16 protein-coding genes and 2 tRNA genes are annotated in these 17,220 nt (G+C 57.8%); 1 reads left to right on the forward strand and 17 read right to left on the reverse strand.

Annotation, left to right across the window (positions count from 1 at the left end; genetic code table 11):
- Nucleotides 1–127 precede the first annotated feature (127 nt).
- The 16 genes from INT12_RS01590 to rlmE all read right to left on the reverse strand — a co-directional run bounded on the left by INT12_RS01590 (nucleotide 128) and on the right by rlmE (nucleotide 16,383).
- Nucleotides 128–730 (reverse strand): BON domain-containing protein, encoded by a 603-nt coding sequence (locus INT12_RS01590; protein ID WP_017847426.1) that lies wholly within the window; start codon nucleotides 728–730, stop codon nucleotides 128–130.
- Between the two features lie 295 nt (nucleotides 731–1,025).
- On the reverse strand, nucleotides 1,026–3,131 hold the full coding sequence (pnp, locus tag INT12_RS01595; RefSeq protein ID WP_017847425.1) for a polyribonucleotide nucleotidyltransferase: 2,106 nt from the start codon (nucleotides 3,129–3,131) through the stop codon (nucleotides 1,026–1,028).
- A 195-nt stretch (nucleotides 3,132–3,326) separates the two neighbouring features.
- Entirely contained in the window at nucleotides 3,327–3,596 is a 270-nt protein-coding gene (gene rpsO / locus INT12_RS01600) for a 30S ribosomal protein S15 (protein ID WP_003176135.1), read from the reverse strand.
- A 159-nt stretch (nucleotides 3,597–3,755) separates the two neighbouring features.
- Entirely contained in the window at nucleotides 3,756–4,673 is a 918-nt protein-coding gene (gene truB / locus INT12_RS01605) for a tRNA pseudouridine(55) synthase TruB (protein WP_014719950.1), read from the reverse strand.
- A 3-nt stretch (nucleotides 4,674–4,676) separates the two neighbouring features.
- Complete coding sequence (rbfA, locus tag INT12_RS01610) at nucleotides 4,677–5,072, reverse strand: 30S ribosome-binding factor RbfA (protein ID WP_017847424.1); 396 nt, start codon at nucleotides 5,070–5,072, stop codon at nucleotides 4,677–4,679.
- Nucleotides 5,073–5,231: 159 nt separating this feature from the next.
- A complete protein-coding gene (gene infB / locus INT12_RS01615) occupies nucleotides 5,232–7,760 on the reverse strand; it encodes a translation initiation factor IF-2 (RefSeq protein WP_017847423.1) in 2,529 nt (842 codons plus the stop codon).
- 27 nt (nucleotides 7,761–7,787) lie between these two features.
- Nucleotides 7,788–9,269 carry a transcription termination factor NusA gene (nusA, locus tag INT12_RS01620; RefSeq protein WP_008057419.1) on the reverse strand — a complete coding sequence of 494 codons (1,482 nt, stop codon included), beginning with the start codon at nucleotides 9,267–9,269 and terminating at the stop codon, nucleotides 7,788–7,790.
- Nucleotides 9,270–9,316: 47 nt separating this feature from the next.
- Entirely contained in the window at nucleotides 9,317–9,775 is a 459-nt protein-coding gene (gene rimP / locus INT12_RS01625; RefSeq protein WP_193058741.1) for a ribosome maturation factor RimP, read from the reverse strand.
- A gap of 141 nt (nucleotides 9,776–9,916) precedes the next feature.
- Nucleotides 9,917–9,993: transfer RNA gene (locus INT12_RS01630), tRNA-Met, on the reverse strand.
- Between the two features lie 96 nt (nucleotides 9,994–10,089).
- Nucleotides 10,090–10,175: transfer RNA gene (locus tag INT12_RS01635), tRNA-Leu, on the reverse strand.
- Nucleotides 10,176–10,197: 22 nt separating this feature from the next.
- A complete protein-coding gene (gene secG / locus INT12_RS01640; RefSeq protein WP_010206600.1) occupies nucleotides 10,198–10,581 on the reverse strand; it encodes a preprotein translocase subunit SecG in 384 nt (127 codons plus the stop codon).
- Nucleotides 10,582–10,585: 4 nt separating this feature from the next.
- Nucleotides 10,586–11,341 (reverse strand): triose-phosphate isomerase, encoded by a 756-nt coding sequence (gene tpiA, locus INT12_RS01645; RefSeq protein WP_193039619.1) that lies wholly within the window; start codon nucleotides 11,339–11,341, stop codon nucleotides 10,586–10,588.
- Nucleotides 11,342–11,407: 66 nt separating this feature from the next.
- Nucleotides 11,408–12,745 carry a phosphoglucosamine mutase gene (gene glmM / locus INT12_RS01650; protein ID WP_017847420.1) on the reverse strand — a complete coding sequence of 446 codons (1,338 nt, stop codon included), beginning with the start codon at nucleotides 12,743–12,745 and terminating at the stop codon, nucleotides 11,408–11,410.
- 16 nt (nucleotides 12,746–12,761) lie between these two features.
- A complete protein-coding gene (gene folP, locus INT12_RS01655; RefSeq protein ID WP_169884830.1) occupies nucleotides 12,762–13,613 on the reverse strand; it encodes a dihydropteroate synthase in 852 nt (283 codons plus the stop codon).
- A gap of 8 nt (nucleotides 13,614–13,621) precedes the next feature.
- Entirely contained in the window at nucleotides 13,622–15,532 is a 1,911-nt protein-coding gene (gene ftsH / locus INT12_RS01660) for an ATP-dependent zinc metalloprotease FtsH (protein WP_017847418.1), read from the reverse strand.
- A gap of 200 nt (nucleotides 15,533–15,732) precedes the next feature.
- Nucleotides 15,733–16,383 carry a 23S rRNA (uridine(2552)-2'-O)-methyltransferase RlmE gene (gene rlmE / locus INT12_RS01665; protein ID WP_017847417.1) on the reverse strand — a complete coding sequence of 217 codons (651 nt, stop codon included), beginning with the start codon at nucleotides 16,381–16,383 and terminating at the stop codon, nucleotides 15,733–15,735.
- Nucleotides 16,384–16,488: 105 nt separating this feature from the next.
- Between rlmE and INT12_RS01670 the strand changes: the two genes are divergently transcribed.
- Entirely contained in the window at nucleotides 16,489–16,797 is a 309-nt protein-coding gene (locus INT12_RS01670; protein WP_017139256.1) for a YhbY family RNA-binding protein, read from the forward strand.
- 9 nt (nucleotides 16,798–16,806) lie between these two features.
- On the opposite strand, the gene INT12_RS01675 is transcribed toward INT12_RS01670, so the two are convergent.
- The gene (locus tag INT12_RS01675; protein WP_017847416.1) at nucleotides 16,807–17,211 is read right to left on the reverse strand and encodes a hypothetical protein; all 405 of its coding nucleotides are present in this window, start codon (nucleotides 17,209–17,211) and stop codon (nucleotides 16,807–16,809) included.
- Nucleotides 17,212–17,220: the final 9 nt, after the last annotated feature.

Genomic DNA, 17,220 nt, shown 5'->3' on the forward strand with positions numbered 1-17,220 from the left:
CGACACATGTGCCGGGGCCTGTAATGACCACATCCCTATGGTCGGTCGCATGAACCCGTGAGGTGCATTGAGTGGATATCTAACTCACTCGTTGCCGCCGCCGCCTAGTTCAGCGATTGGTTGAGCGTTACTCTGCTTTCAGGCCATCGGCCGATACAGCTTTCACGCCTTTGATTTTCTTGGTGATGTTCACCGCGGTAGTTTTCTGCGCTTCGGTCACTGCAACGGAAGAAGACAGGGAAACTACGCCCTTGTTGGTTTCGACTTTGATGTCGGTACCCGGAATGCCTTTCTCAGTAACCAGGTCAGCCTTCACCTTGGTAGTGATCCAAGTGTCCGAAGCGGCTTCTTTGGATGTGTCGATGTTGTCGGCTTTTACCGCACCGCCAGCCAGCAGACCGTCAGCGGATACAGCGGTCACACCCTTGATACGCTTGGTGATGGCGACAGCGGTAGCTTTCTGCGAGTCAGAGATGGCAACGGTCGAAGACAGGGAAACCACACCTTTGTTGGTCTCAACCTTGATGTCCGAACCTGGGATGCCCTTTTCGGTCAGCAGGTCAGCTTTGACTTTGGTGGTGATCCAAGTGTCCGAGGTGGACTCTTTGGCTTTGGTCATTTCGCCAGCTGCCAGCGTCATCGGCGCCTGCGCGGTTTGAGCGAAGGCAACGTTGGCCATGGCCAGGGTCAGGGCGGTAGCAGTTGCGGTAGCGAGAGCGAACTTCTTCATACGAGTAACTCCTGTTTTATTAAAAGTCTGCAGTGTGTGAACCTTGATGCTGCAGCATTAACAGGACTGTTGCAGGCACTGTGCCAAGTCGAAGCCTGCAAATAAACCCTTTAAAAACAAAGAGTTATAGATTGAGCGAATTTTCGGATTCGTGCAATTTGCATGAAGCAGAGCGTGGCTGCATGCAAGTTGCGGCTTTTGGCTGTGATTAAGCGTCTGATTTTTCGGCATTTTCCTGCACGCATAAAAAAAGGACTCCGAAGAGTCCTTTTTTCAGCGTGAAGCCTGCGGGTATTTAAGCGCCCGAAGCCTTGGCTGCTGCCACGTCTTTGATAGACAGCTTGATACGGCCGCGGTTGTCCACGTCCAGTACCAGCACTTCCACTTCCTGGCCTTCTTTCAGAATGTCGGTCACTTTCTCAACACGAGCGTCGCTCAGCATGGAGATGTGAACCAGACCGTCTTTGCCCGGCAGGATGTTGACGAATGCGCCGAAGTCGACGATGCGCTCAACTTTACCGACGTAGATCTTGCCGATCTCGGCTTCGGCAGTGATGCCCAGAACGCGCTGACGCGCCGCTTCTGCAGCTTCCTTGGTTTCGCCGAAGATCTTGATCGAGCCGTCGTCTTCGATATCGATCGAAGCCTTGGTCTCTTCACAGATCGCACGAATGGTCGCGCCGCCTTTACCGATGACATCACGGATTTTGTCGGTGTCGATTTTCATCGCGATCATGGTCGGAGCATTTTCCGACAGTTCGGTGCGGGACTGACCAATGATCTGGTTCATCTGGCCGAGGATGTTCAGGCGCGCTTCCAGGGCTTGGCCCAGAGCGATTTCCATGATCTCTTCGGTGATGCCCTTGATCTTGATGTCCATCTGCAGCGCGGTAACACCTTTAGCGGTACCGGCTACTTTGAAGTCCATGTCGCCCAGGTGGTCTTCGTCACCCAGGATGTCGGTCAGGACGGCGAACTTCTCGCCTTCTTTGACCAGGCCCATGGCGATACCGGCAACCGGCGCCTTCATCGGCACACCAGCGTCCATCAGTGCCAGGGAAGCACCGCAGACCGAAGCCATGGAGCTGGAACCGTTGGACTCGGTGATTTCCGACACGACACGGATGGTGTACGGGAACACGTCGGCGGCTGGCAGCATGGCCTGAACCGAACGACGGGCCAGACGGCCGTGACCGATTTCGCGACGACCGGCGCCACCCATGCGACCACATTCGCCCACCGAGAACGGCGGGAAGTTGTAGTGCAGCATGAACGGGTCTTTTTTCTCGCCTTCCAGGGTGTCCAGCAGCTGTGCGTCGCGGGCAGTACCCAGGGTCGCAACGACCAGGGCCTGGGTTTCGCCACGGGTGAACAGCGCAGAACCGTGAGTCTTCGGCAGAACGCCGACTTCGATGTTCAGCGGACGCACGGTGCGGGTGTCGCGACCGTCGATACGTGGCTTGCCGTTAACGATGTTTTCGCGAACGGTGCGGTATTCGATTTCGCCGAATGCTGCTTTGACGTCGCTGGCAGAAGGCTGGCCTTCTTCACCGGACAGCTTGGCAACGACCTGATCCTTCAGCTCGCCCAGGCGAGCGTAACGGTCGGCCTTGACGGTGATGGTGTAGGCCTGGGAGATCGCTTCGCCGAACTCGGCACGGATCGCACCCAGCAGTTCGGTGGCTTCGGCTTGCGGAGCCCAGGCCCAGGTTGGCTTGGCGGCTTCGGCAGCGAGTTCTTTAACGGCGTTGATCACAACCTGGAACTCGTCGTGAGCGAACAGTACCGCGCCCAGCATCTGGTCTTCGGTCAGCTCTTTGGCTTCCGATTCAACCATCAGTACGGCTTCCGAGGTACCGGCAACGACCATGTCCAGGCTCGAGGCTTTCAGTTGCTCGTAAGTCGGGTTCAGCAGGTAGCCGGTGCTTTCGTGGAAAGCCACGCGCGCAGCGCCGATCGGGCCATCGAAAGGAATGCCGGAGATAGCCAGGGCAGCCGAGGTACCGATCATCGCAGCGATGTCCGGATCGGTCTTTTTGCTGGTGGAGACGACGGTGCAGACAACCTGCACTTCGTTCATGAAGCCTTCTGGGAACAGCGGACGGATCGGACGGTCGATCAGTCGGGAAGTCAGGGTTTCTTTCTCGGAAGGACGGCCTTCGCGCTTGAAGAAACCGCCAGGGATCTTACCGGCAGCGTAAGTCTTTTCCTGGTAGTGAACAGACAGAGGGAAGAAGCCCTTGCTTGGGTCTGCAGTCTTGGCGCCTACAACGGTCACCAGTACGGTAACGTCGTCGTCAACGGTAACCAGCACTGCGCCGGAGGCTTGACGGGCGATACGGCCTGTCTCGAGGGTAACGGTCGACTGACCGAACTGAAATTTTTTGATAACCGGGTTCACGGTGTCCTACCTTCTTTGTGGCTCTTGGGGAACTTGTCTTCTTGCGAAATTCTTGGGCAATGTCGGGAATCGGCCCAACCCTTGTCCAGGGGTAAAACGTGTATCCAGATAAAACTTGAGGCTGGAAGCCTGCCATGGGCCAGCGGGAATCCCACTGACACACGGCAAACAACCAACCTCTAGCGCAATCGCTTATTAGCGACGCAGACCCAGGCGACCGATCAGAGCCTGATAACGACCCAGATCCTTGCCTTTCAGGTAGTCCAGCAGCTTACGGCGCTGGTTTACCATGCGGATCAGACCACGACGGGAGTGGTGATCTTTACCGTTGGCCTTGAAGTGACCTTGCAGTTTGTTGATGTTGTGGGTCAGCAGTGCAACTTGCACTTCTGGCGAACCAGTGTCACCAACAGCTTGCTGATAGTCAGCTACGATTTGTGCTTTTTCTTGAACGTCGAGAGCCATGAGGCAATCCTTTTTTCAGGAAACCACCCAAAGGGCAGTTTCAACAGGCCAGGGACAAATCCCTGTATCTAAAAATGAGTAGTGACCGTGCCTGTTAACAGCCACCCTCGTTCCAGCTTGCGTAAAGGCTGATACGCTTTTACCACAAACTGGTTTCGGTCATTCTGACCGAATCAGTCGACGCGGCGCGATGCGCCCGTCTTCGCTCACTTCACCGATACCGATAAAGCGACCGTTATGATCCTGTACCCGCACCATGCCGAATTTCGGCGCGTCCGGGGCACGTACCGGCTGGCCGTTGAGCCAGTAGAACGCGCTGTGCTCCGAGAAGTGCAGCAATGGCCAATCGAGCAAACCGCTGTCCGATGGCATCAAGAAGCGATCGACCGCTTCATTGCCGCCTTCGGCGTGTACCGCTTCCAACTCTTCCAGCGTCACCGTCTGGGCCAGGCTGAAAGGGCCGGCCTGGGTGCGTCGCAGTTCTGCGACATACGCGCCGCAACCGAGCTTTTCACCGATATCTTCCACCAGGGTACGGATATAGGTGCCTTTGCTGCAGTCCACGGCCAGGCGTGCGGTGTCGCCTTCACAGGCGAGCAATTCCAAGCGCGCAATAGTAACAGAACGCGGTTCGCGCTCCACTACTTCACCCGCACGAGCCAGCTTGTAAAGTGGTTGCCCATCGCGCTTGAGCGCCGAGTACATCGGCGGTATCTGGCTGATTTGCCCACGAAAAGCGGGTAAAGCAGCCTCGATATCAGCACGACCAACGGTCACGTCGCGAACCTGCAAAACATCACCCTCGGCATCGGCCGTGGTGGTGGTCTTGCCCAGTTGCATCAGGGTTTCGTAACCCTTGTCGGAATCGAGCAGGTATTGCGAGAACTTGGTGGCCTCGCCAAAGCACAACGGCAACACGCCGGTGGCCAGGGGGTCGAGGCTGCCGGTGTGCCCGGCTTTCTCGGCATTGAGCAGCCAGCGGACCTTCTGCAAGGCGGCATTGGAGGTAAAGCCAATGGGCTTGTCGAGCAGAATGATGCCGCTGACGTTGCGACGGATACGTTTGACCTGAGCCACCGCTTACTCCTTGGCGTCTTCAGGTGTGGACGGATGCTGATTATCCTCAGCCACGGCGCGCTCGATCAATGCCGACAGGTGCGCGCCACGCACGACGCTTTCGTCGTAGTGGAAGTGCAACTGAGGCACGCTGCGCAGCTTCATTTCGCGGGCCAACTGCATGCGCAGGAAACCTGCGGCCGAGTTGAGCACCTTGATGCTTTGCGCGATTTCTTCGCTGCTGTCCTCACCCATCACGGTGATGAAGATTTTTGCGTGACCTACGTCACGGCTCACTTCAACGGCGGTGATGGTGACCAGGCCAACACGAGGATCTTTGACTTCGCGACGGATCAGTTGGGCCAGCTCGCGCTGCATCTGATCGCCGATACGTTGGGTACGGCTGTATTCTTTTGCCATGTCTTGTTACCTGTTACTGCCACACGGTGAAACCCGTGGGGTCTGAAAGCGGCAAACGCCCGGCCTGACAAAAGCCAGACCGGGCGTTGCGTTTAGAGTCCGGACGTTGCGCGGGGCATTTGCATGCCCACACGCGGCGTGGCTCCTGAAGTGCGCGAGTTAGAGGCTGCGAGCAACCTGAACCTTCTCGAAGACTTCGATCTTGTCGCCAACCTTGACGTCGTTGTAGCTCTTGACGCCGATACCGCATTCCATGCCGGCACGTACTTCGGAAGCGTCATCCTTGAAGCGGCGCAGGGATTCCAGCTCGCCTTCGAAGATAACGATGTCTTCACGCAGTACACGGATCGGACGGTTACGGTGAACGGTGCCTTCGATAACCATGCAGCCGGCGATCGCGCCGAATTTCGGCGAGCGGAACACGTCACGCACCTCGGCGATACCCAGGATGTTCTCCCGGACGTCGCTGCCAAGCATGCCGGTGAGGGCTTTCTTGACGTCTTCGATGATGTCGTAGATGACGTTGTAGTAACGCATGTCCAGGCCTTCCTGCTCGACGATCTTGCGAGCGCCAGCATCGGCACGCACGTTGAAGCCGAACAGTACAGCGTTGGAAGCCAGTGCCAGGTTGGCGTCGGACTCGGTGATACCACCGACACCGCCACCGACGACACGCACTTGCACTTCGTCGTTACCCAGGCCGTTCAAGGCGCCGTTCAACGCTTCGAGGGAACCACGGACGTCAGATTTGAGGACGATGTTAAGCGTCTTCTTCTCTTCCTGGCCCATGTTCTCGAAGATGTTTTCCAGCTTGCCGGCGTGAGCACGGGCCAACTTGACTTCGCGGAACTTGCCTTGACGGAACAGAGCCACTTCACGGGCTTTCTTCTCGTCGGCAACCACGCTCATCTCGTCGCCAGCGTCCGGGGTACCGTCCAGGCCGAGAATCTCGACAGGGATGGACGGACCGGCTTCCTTGATGGACTTGCCGTTCTCGTCGAGCATGGCACGTACACGGCCATAGTTCGAACCGACCAGCACCATGTCGCCTTGGCGCAGGGTACCGTCTTGAACCAGAACGGTCGCCACCGGGCCACGGCCCTTGTCGAGGCGGGACTCAACCACAACACCACGGCCAGGAGCCGATGGCGTAGCGGTCAGTTCCAGGACTTCGGCTTGCAACAGAACAGCTTCGAGCAGTTCGTCAACGCCAGTACCGACTTTCGCCGAGACCGGTACGAATGGAGTGTCGCCACCCCATTCTTCGGAAGTCACGCCGTGAACCGACAGTTCGCTACGGATGCGATCGAGATCGGCGCCCGGCTTGTCGATTTTGTTCACCGCAACCACCAACGGTACGCCAGCTGCCTTGGCATGCTGAACGGCTTCGATGGTTTGAGGCATCACGCCGTCGTCTGCTGCAACGACCAGGATCACGATGTCGGTCGCCTTGGCACCACGGGCACGCATCGCGGTAAACGCGGCGTGACCAGGGGTGTCGAGGAACGTCACCATGCCGCGATCGGTTTCAACGTGGTAGGCGCCGATGTGCTGGGTAATACCGCCAGCCTCGCCTGCCGCAACCTTGGCACGACGGATGTAGTCGAGCAGGGAAGTCTTACCGTGGTCAACGTGGCCCATTACGGTCACGACCGGCGCACGGGAAACGGCTTCACCTTCGAACTTCAGGGACTCGGCCAGGGAATCTTCCAGGGCGGTGTCGCTGACCAGGGTCACTTTGTGGCCCAGCTCTTCAGCAACCAGTTGGGCAGTTTCCTGATCCAGTACCTGGTTGATGGTGGCCGGAGTGCCCAGCTTGAACATGAACTTGATGATTTCAGCTGCCTTGACCGACATCTGCTGGGCGAGATCGCCCACAGTGATGGTCTCGCCGATCTTCACTTCACGCACGACAGGGCCGGTTGGGCTCTGGAAACCGTGGGCGTTGCGTTTTTTCAGCTTAGCCTTGCCGCGACCACCACGACGGAAGCTGTCGCTTTCTTCGTCGGTGGTACGTGGGGCAACGCGTGGCGCAGGCGCTTTCTCTTTGACCGAAGCACGATGCGGAGCGTTTTTGCGCTCACCATCACCGCCGCCACCGCGACGACTGTTATCGTCGGCACGTGGTTTGTCCGGACGACGAGGTTCGTCGCGTTTACGCGCATCAGCAGCAGGTGCTGGTGCAGCGGCCACCGGAGCGGCCTCACGCGCAGCTTCTACAGGCGCGGCAGCAGGAGCAGCGACCGCATCAGTGGCAGCAGGTTGCGCAGCAGCAGGCTGGCGACGCGCTTCTTCTTCGGCGCGACGCTTGGCTTCTTCTTCAGCCTTCTGACGAGCAGCATTTTCTACTGCGCGACGTTCTTCCAGTTCGCGTTTGCGCTCGGCTTCGATTTCTTCCGGGCTGCGCTGTACGAAGACTTTCTTCTTGCGTACTTCAACGCTGATGCTCTTGCTACCAGCAACACGCAGGGTGCTGGTGGTTTTGCGCTGCAATGTAATCTTGCGCGGTTCTTCCACTTTCGCCTTGTGGCTGCTCTTCAAGTGAGTCAGCAAAGACTGCTTCTCACTATCGCTCACACCTTCATCGGCGGCGGTGTGCGGCAGACCTGCCTCACGCATCTGCTGCAACAGGCGCTCTACCGGTGTTTTGACCTCATCGGCCAGTTGTTTCACCGTGACTTGCGTCATGCACTTCTCTCCTCAGGCCGCGCCTAATTACTCGAACCAATGGGCTCGGGCGGCCATGATCAACTTGCCGGCACGATCATCGTCAATGCCGTCGATGTCGAGCAGATCGTCAATAGACTGCTCGGCCAGGTCTTCGCGGGTAATTACGCCGCGCACCGCCAGTTCCATCGCCAAATCCTTGTCCATACCCTCAAGCGAGAGCAGGTCTTCGGCCGGATGGGCGTCTGCCAGCTTTTCCTCAGTAGCGATGGCTTTAGTCAACAAACGATCCTTGGCCCGAGCGCGAAGCTCGTTGACGGTGTCTTCGTCAAAGCCATCGATGTTGAGCATTTCTTCCAACGGTACGTAGGCAATCTCTTCCAGGCTGGTGAAGCCTTCATCTACCAGCACCTGCGCCAGGTCTTCGTCGACTTCCAGCTCGTCGATGAAGTTGCGCAGGATGTCACCGGTTTCAGCTTGCTGCTTAGCCTGGATGTCCGATTCGGTCATCACGTTCAGGGTCCAGCCGGTCAGTTGGCTGGCCAGACGCACGTTCTGACCACCACGACCAATGGCCTGAGCCAGATTGTCTGCGCCAACGGCGATGTCCATGGCATGGGCATCTTCGTCAACGATAATTGCCGCCACTTCAGCTGGCGACATGGCGTTGATCACGAACTGCGCCGGGTTATCGTCCCACAGGACGATATCCACACGCTCACCGCCCAACTCGCCCGACACTGCCTGGACGCGCGAACCGCGCATACCAATGCAAGCGCCCTGCGGGTCGATGCGTTTGTCCTTGGAACGGACCGCGATCTTGGCGCGCGAACCCGGGTCGCGGGACGCAGCCATGACTTCGATCAGGCCTTCGGCGATTTCCGGCACTTCGATGCGGAACAGTTCGATCAGCATTTCCGGCGCGGTACGCGACAGGATCAGCTGAGGACCGCGGTTCTCGGTGCGGATTTCCTTGAGCAGCGCACGCAGACGCACGCCGACACGGAAGGTTTCGCGAGAAATGATGTCTTCGCGGGCCAGCAACGCTTCGGCGTTGTTGCCCAGGTCGACGATCACGTTGTCGCGGGTAACTTTTTTCACGGTGCCGGAGATGATTTCACCCAGGCGCTCGCGATAGGCGTCAACGACTTGAGCGCGCTCGGCCTCGCGAACCTTCTGCACAATGACCTGCTTGGCAGTTTGTGCAGCAATACGGCCGAACTCGATCGATTCGATCTTTTCTTCGACAACATCACCGACCTTGGCGCCAGGGTGCGTTTCAGCGACCTTGCTCGGCCAGGTTTCGATGGCCGGATCATCAAGATCGGCTTCTTCAACGACCGTCCAGCGACGGAAAGTTTCATAGGCACCGGTGTGGCGGTTGATTTCCACACGCAGATCAACTTCGTCTTCAAAACGCTTTTTGGTCGCAGTGGCCAGGGCCAGCTCCAGCGCTTCAAAAATCACGTTTGCCGGTACGCCCTTTTCATTGGATACCGACTCAACAACCAGCAGTACTTCTTTGCTCATCGTACGCCTCGCCTTTCGCAAGCCATTGGATCCGCGGGATCCGCGTCTCAGTCAAAACTGGGAATAATGTTGGCCTTGTCGATCATATCGATCGGCAACAGGAACTCATGGTCTTCTACTTGCACCACGACATCCTGCTCTGCTACACCGCGCAGAAGGCCCTGAAAATTGCGTCGCCCTTCAAAGGGAGATCGCAGCTTGATTTTCACTTGTCCACCGGCAAATTTTGCAAACTGCTCGAGAGTGAACAGTGGGCGTTCCATGCCAGGCGAGGAAACTTCGAGGGTGTACTCAACGGCGATTGGATCTTCAACATCCAGGACGCCACTGATCTGACGGCTGACAATGGCACAATCGTCCACCAGCACGCCGCCCTCTTTATCAATATAAACGCGCAACATTGAGTGGCGACCTTGAGCCGAAAACTCAATACCCCAGCATTCATAGCCCAGGGCCACGACCACCGGGGCCAGCAAGGCCTGCAACTCTTCTAGCTTGCTCGACACCTGAACCCCCTCGTGCATGTATGTGCATGCTGTGCAAAATAAAAAAATGGGCGAAACGCCCATCCTTGAAACGCCGTCGAATAGCGGCGTTGAAAGTGTCCAGCTAACAAAAAGCCCCTTAATAAGGGGCTCCGCTAAAACTGGTTGCGGGGGCCGGATTTGAACCGACGACCTTCGGGTTATGAGCCCGACGAGCTACCAGACTGCTCCACCCCGCGACAAAGCTGGGGCGGAAGTATACGACCGATCCCTTACAGGGTCAATGTAACCTTCCACCTACAAGAAAGCCCGCAACAGCGGGCTCTCCTGATAATTGGTACCGAGAAGGGGACTCGAACCCCTACACCCTATGGGCACAACCACCTCAAGGTTGCGTGTCTACCAATTCCACCACCTCGGCAATACAGCGTTTACAACCCTTCTTACTTCTGCTCTTGAGCTGGAGGCACGTCAGTCGCTGGAGTAGCCGACTTTTGCTCTTGAAGCACCGGGACATCATCAGAAGCCGGTTTTGCTTTTGGTACTTCCAACACTGCTGGGTTTGGCAAACCTACTTGAGTCAGCACATGAGCTTTCTCTTTAGCAAAGTAACCTAACCCTAAGCTGGTTATGAAGAAACCTGCGGCAAGTATAGCAGTAAACTTACTAAGAAAGGTAGAGGAACCTTGGCTTCCGAACACAGTATTTGAAGCACCTGCACCGAAAGACGCACCAGCATCCGCACCTTTACCCTGTTGCAACAAAACCAGGGCAACTACGCCCAGGGCAGCCAACAGATGAAAAACGACTACGACTGTTTCCAGCATTTTTTCAGTTTCCCGCGGCGCGACAAATCGCACCGAACTCATCTGCATTCAGGGAAGCTCCACCAATGAGCCCCCCATCGATATCCGGCATGCCGAACAGTTCGACCGCATTGGCCGCCTTCACGCTGCCGCCGTATAGAAGCCGCACACCTTGTGCGACCTCAGAATTCTCTGCCGCCAACTGCGCGCGGATAGCTGCATGCACATCCTGCGCCTGTTGCGGTGTTGCAGTCAGCCCGGTGCCAATGGCCCAGACCGGCTCGTAAGCGATGACTGCCTTCGCAAACGCACCAACACCCAGCTCCTCGATGATGCTGCCCAGCTGACGCGAGACAACTTCAAGAGTCTTGCCCGATTCGCGCTGTTCAAGGGTCTCCCCTATGCACAACACCGGAATCAAGCCACAAGCCTGTGCCGCTGCGAACTTGCGATTGAGCGTCCCATCCCGTTCGCCCATCAACTGACGGCGCTCGGAGTGCCCGACAAGCACGTAGGAACAACCCGCATCAACCAACTGACTTGGCGAAATCTCACCTGTCAGCGCACCTTGCATGGGTTCCATTGCGCAATTCTGCGCGCCGACCCGAATCGACTTACCTTTCAAGCCATCAACCACTTGGTTGATATGCAAGCAAGATGGAAAAACCGCGATATCAACACCGCTCGGCAAGGCCAAGTGACGAAGGCCATTGATCAGCTCAGCGACACTGGCGCGGGTACCGTGCATCTTCCAGTTACCAGCTACCATAGTGCGACGCATGCTGTACCTCGTCGGTCAAAGTGGGCGCAGATGTTACCCAACCACACCATCACTGGCAAGCCGAATTCAGGAGCAAACTTCAGTTACTAGTTTTGCCAGGTCTTCGGCATGCCCGCGAACCAGGGTTTCGTCCTCACCTTCGACCATGACGCGCACCAGCGGCTCTGTGCCGGACTTGCGCAACAACACGCGCCCACGCCCCGCCATTGCCAGGGTCACGCGCTCGCAGGCCGCCTTGACAGCCGGGTGTTCGATCGGGTTGTCGCCACCGGCAAAGCGCACGTTGAGCAGCACTTGCGGGCACTTGCGCAGGGCTTGACGCGCCTGGGCCAGGCTTTCCTGGCGACGGCGCAACGCCAACAGCACCTGCAGCGCGGCGATGATCGCGTCGCCCGTGGTGGTGTGCTGGAAGCACACGACATGCCCGGAGTTCTCGCCACCGATCTGCCAATTGCGTTCCAGCAGTTCGGCAATCACATAACGATCCCCGACATTGGCACGCACAAAAGGAATGCCCAGCTCGCCCAGTGCCAACTCCAGCCCGAGATTGCTCATCAGCGTACCGACGACACCACCCTGCAAGCGGTTACGCTCATGCAGGTCGCGGGCAATGATGAACATCAAGTCATCGCCATCAACCACGGCGCCGGTGTGATCCACCATCAGCACGCGGTCGCCGTCGCCATCAAAGGCAATACCCAGGTCGGCATGCTCGGCCAGGACGGCAGCCTGCAATTGCTCCATATGCGTGGAGCCGCAGTTTTCGTTGATGTTCAACCCGTTAGGCTGGGCCGACAGCACCGTTACTTCCGCACCCAGCTCCTTGAATACGCTCGGCGCCACTTTATAGGTCGCACCATGGGCACAGTCGACGACGATCTTCAGCCCGGCGAAATTGGTGCTGCTTGGCACACTGCTCTTACAGAATTCGATATAACGGCCAGAGGCGTCGTTGATCCGCGACACCTTGCCCAGCTTGCTGGACTCGACCACCGTCATCGGCGCATCCAGCAGCTCTTCGATCATCAGCTCGATCTCATCCGGCAGCTTGGTGCCCTGCCCCGAGAAGAACTTGATGCCGTTGTCATCATGAGGATTGTGCGAAGCACTGATCACAATGCCGGCTTCGGCATGAAAGGTACGCGTCAGGTAAGCGATCGCCGGGGTCGGCATCGGGCCCAGCAGCATTACATCGGCACCGGCGGCGGACAAACCGGCCTCCAGCGCAGACTCAAACATATAGCCTGAGATACGCGTGTCCTTGCCCACCAGGATGCGGCACGCGCCCATGCTGCGGAACGCCATGCCTGCCGCCCAACCCAGCTTGAGCATGAAATCGGGGGTAATCGGAAACTCGCCGACCCGACCACGGATACCGTCGGTGCCAAAGTATTTCTTTGTCATAAGTGCTCCATCATTCTTATTCGGCCGATTCTACTGCGGCAATCATGCGGACAACATCCACGGTCTCAGCGACATCATGCACACGCAAGATACGCGCACCCTTGGTCACAGCAAGTGCCGCCAGCGCCAACCCACCATAAAGCCGCTCGCCCACCGGGCGATTCAGCGCCAGACCTATCATGCTCTTGCGCGAAACGCCGACCAACAAAGGTCGACCCAGGGCATGCAAGGCTTCCATATGCTTGAACAGACTTAGATTGTGCTGCAGGGTCTTGGCGAAACCAAACCCCGGATCGAGGATGATCTTGTCGGCAGCGATCCCTACGGCGGCGCATTGAGCAATGCGATCAGCCAGGAACCCGCTCACTTCACCAACCAGATCATCGTAGTGCGGATTGTCCTGCATGGTGCCGGGCTCGCCCAGCATATGCATCAGGCACACCGGCAGGCCGGTCGCCGCGGCGGCGTCCAGCGCGCCATCACGCTGCAACGAACGCACATCGTTGATCAGCCCCGCACCCAGGCGCGCCGTTTCGCGCATCACCGCCGGGGTCGATGTATCCACGGAAATGATCACATCCAGCTCGCGAGCGATGCGCTCGACGATCGGCGCCACCCGCTCCAGCTCCTCCACGGGAGAAACCACGCGAGCACCGGGCCGGGTCGACTCACCGCCGACATCGATCAAGGTCGCACCCGCCACCACCATCGCCTCGGCGTGACGCAACGCAGCATCGAGCTGATTGAAGCGACCACCATCGGAAAAGGAATCGGGGGTTACATTAAGAATGCCCATGACATGCGTATGGGCCAAATCAAGAACCCGGCTGCCGCAAGGCAACCGGGTGGAGGACGACGCAAAAGTCATTTCAAACCTTAGTGGTCAGCTGCAGGACCGCCGATCGGGTTTTCAGGGCGTTCGTTCTGAACCACTGGCGGCGTGCCAGAGGTGCCCGAACCACCTTCCCAATCGCGAGGTTCACGCGGTGTACGGCCCGCCATGATGTCGTCGATCTGATCGGCATCAATGGTTTCGTACTTCATCAGCGCATCCGCCATGGCATCCAGCTTGTCGCGGTTGTCGGTGAGGATCTGCTTGGCCGTGCCGTAGCACTGGTCAATGATGCTGCGCACTTCGGAGTCGATCAGCTTGGCTGTTTCACCGGAGAAGCTGGCACTTTGACCGCCACCGCCACGTCCCAGGAACACTTCGCCTTCTTCCTCGGCGTACATCAAAGGACCGAGTTTTTCCGACAGACCCCACTTGGTCACCATGTTCCGCGCAATCTGGCTGGCACGCATGATGTCGTTGGAAGCACCGGTGGTGACACCGTCGAAGCCCAGGGTCATCTCTTCAGCAATCCGGCCGCCATACAGCGAGCAGATCTGACTGATCAACGCACGCTTGGAGAGGCTGTAGCGATCCTCTTCCGGCAGGAACATGGTCACACCCAGCGCCCGACCACGAGGAATGATCGACACTTTGTAGACCGGGTCATGCTCAGGCACGACGCGCCCTACGATAGCGTGACCGGCTTCGTGATAAGCGGTGTTCTGCTTCTCTTTCTCGGACATGACCATGGATTTGCGCTCGGCGCCCATCATGATCTTGTCTTTGGCCAGTTCGAACTCTTTCATTTCCACGATGCGTTTGCCGGTGCGGGCCGCAAACAGCGAAGCCTCGTTCACCAGGTTGGCCAGGTCGGCACCGGAGAAGCCAGGCGTACCGCGGGCAATCACGGCCGGAGCGACGTCGTCGCCCATGGGCACTTTACGCATGTGGACTTTCAGGATCTGTTCACGACCACGGATATCCGGCAAGCCCACCACGACCTGACGGTCGAAACGGCCTGGACGCAGCAATGCAGGGTCCAACACATCCGGACGGTTGGTTGCGGCAATGACGATGATGCCGTCATTCATTTCAAAGCCGTCCATCTCCACCAGCAACTGGTTGAGGGTCTGCTCACGTTCATCGTGACCACCGCCCATGCCAGCACCACGATGGCGACCAACGGCGTCGATTTCATCGATGAAGATGATGCATGGCGCGTGCTTCTTGGCCTGCTCGAACATGTCGCGAACACGGCTGGCACCGACGCCGACGAACATTTCGACGAAGTCCGAACCGGAAATGGTGAAGAACGGCACCTTGGCTTCACCGGCAATCGCCTTGGCCAGCAAGGTTTTACCGGTACCCGGCGGGCCGACCATCAGCACACCGCGTGGAATGCGGCCACCCAGGCGCTGGAACTTGCCCGGATCACGCAGGAACTCGACCAGCTCACCCACTTCTTCCTTGGCTTCGTCGCAACCGGCGACGTCAGCCAGGGTGGTCTTCACCTGGTCTTCGGAGAGCAGGCGCGCCTTGCTCTTGCCGAAACTCATCGGCCCGCCCTTGCCTCCTGCACCGCCTTGCATCTGGCGCATGAAGAACATGAACACGGCGATGATCACCAGGATCGGGAAGCTTGCCACCAGGAGTTGAGTCCAGATGCTCTGCTGCTCAGGCAGCTTGCCTTCGACAATCACGTGGTTATCCACCAGGTCGCCGATCAGACCGTTGTCCTGGATTGCCGGACGAATGGTCTTGAAGCCGTCGCCATCGTTGCGCTTGCCGGTAATCACGTAGCCATCAACCGCTACGCGCTCGACCTTGCCATCCTTAACTTGCTGGATGAAGTCGGAATAGTTGAGGGTCTGCGGCTCGTTAGGGCTGGAGAAGTTGTTCATCACCGTCACCAGGACAGCCGCGATGATCAACCACAGGATCAGATTCTTTGCCATATCGTTCAATTAACTACCCTCTGAAGCAAGCTCCGCTACTGGCGCGCGCTTCGCATGATATTCACCGGCCTAACTTACTACATTACCTACAACTCTGGCAGGCGCCGTCTGTAACCCTTTGTGAAACTTTGACTACACAATATTCGTAAAGCTTCGTGACGAAAGCGATATAAAAAAACCTATCGACTCCCCTCAAACCTTCAAAGGCGCTCATCACTCGCTGCACCTTCGATACCGCGGAACCCCCGCGCCAGCAGATATTGCTCGCGAGACCGATCCCGTGATGAGTCCGGTTTGCGCATCTGCACCTTATCGAACAGCTTGCGGATGTTCTTGTGGTACTCGTCGAAACCCTCGCCCTGGAAGACCTTGACCAGGAAATCACCACCCGGACGCAATACCCGCCCCGCCAGATCCAGCGCCAACTCGCACAGGAACATGGCTCGCGGCATATCAACAGCCGGTAATCCACTCATATTGGGGGCCATGTCGGAAATCACAAGGTCCACCTGCGAATTTCCCACAGCCTGCAGGATCTCAGCTAACACCGCGTCCTGGGTAAAGTCACCATGGACGAAGGTCACATCCGGGATGCTGTCCATCTCCAGGATGTCGGAAGCGATCAACCGGCCTTGCCCGCCAATCAGACGACTGGCCACCTGGGACCAGCCACCCGGGGCGGCGCCCAGGTCGATCACGCTCATGCCGGGACGGAACAGTTTGTCCTTGTCCTGAAGCTCCAGCAGCTTGTAGCTGGCCCGGGAACGGTAGCCGTCCTTTTGCGCCTTTTTGACGTAAGGGTCGTTGAAATGCTCTTGCAGCCACTTAAGGCTAGTTTTGGAACGGGCCACGGGCCACCTCGAAAATAAAACGGGTCGTGATTAACTGGGCGGTCCCGGACTCGCTCGGGTAAACTGGCCGCCGCTTTTTACAAGATCAGACGCAGGGGTCAGATTATGCCGCTCACTCAAGAGCAGAAGAAACAGTACAAATCCATTGGCCACCATCTGAAACCAGTTTTGATCGTGGCCGACAACGGTTTGACTGAAGGTGTGTTAGCCGAACTTGAACGCGCATTGGGCGATCACGAACTGATCAAGATCAAGGTCAACATCCTTGACCGCGAAGCGCGCCTGGCCGCCATTGCAGAACTGTGCAAGGTTGGCAAGGCAGACCTGGTTCAGGTCATCGGCAAGATGGCACTGCTGTATCGCAAGAACTTCAGCGTCAACAAGCAACTGTCGAACGTTCATCGCTTCAAATGACAACAAGGGTCACGGGCGTGCTTCGCGCGCCCCGCCACTCCACCCAGGCGCCGGCTGCATCACCAGCACCAGGCCGGAAAACCCTAGCACAAGATAGCTGAATAGCTGCCAGCGCAACGCTTCCGGCAGCCACACATGCACGATGCAATACATTGCACATGCATACAGCGCCATCAACAGCAGTTGGCCGCGAATATCCCGCCACAAACTCCCCAAGCCTTCGGCCTTGATCAGCACCAGCGCCTGAAGCGTCACGCACGCCGCCGCAAAACCCACCAGCAGCGCACTCAGTAATCCATCGATCTCATCGATCAACAACGGCGCCAGGCCAATCAGGCCCAACGCCGGTAACACGCCAATATGCAACAACCACAGGCCGCCCACCCACAGCATCTGGGCAAACTGCCAAAGCATGGCGCCCGC

The organism is Pseudomonas sp. K8, assembly GCF_014889455.1.
GTDB lineage: Bacteria > Pseudomonadota > Gammaproteobacteria > Pseudomonadales > Pseudomonadaceae > Aquipseudomonas > Aquipseudomonas veronii.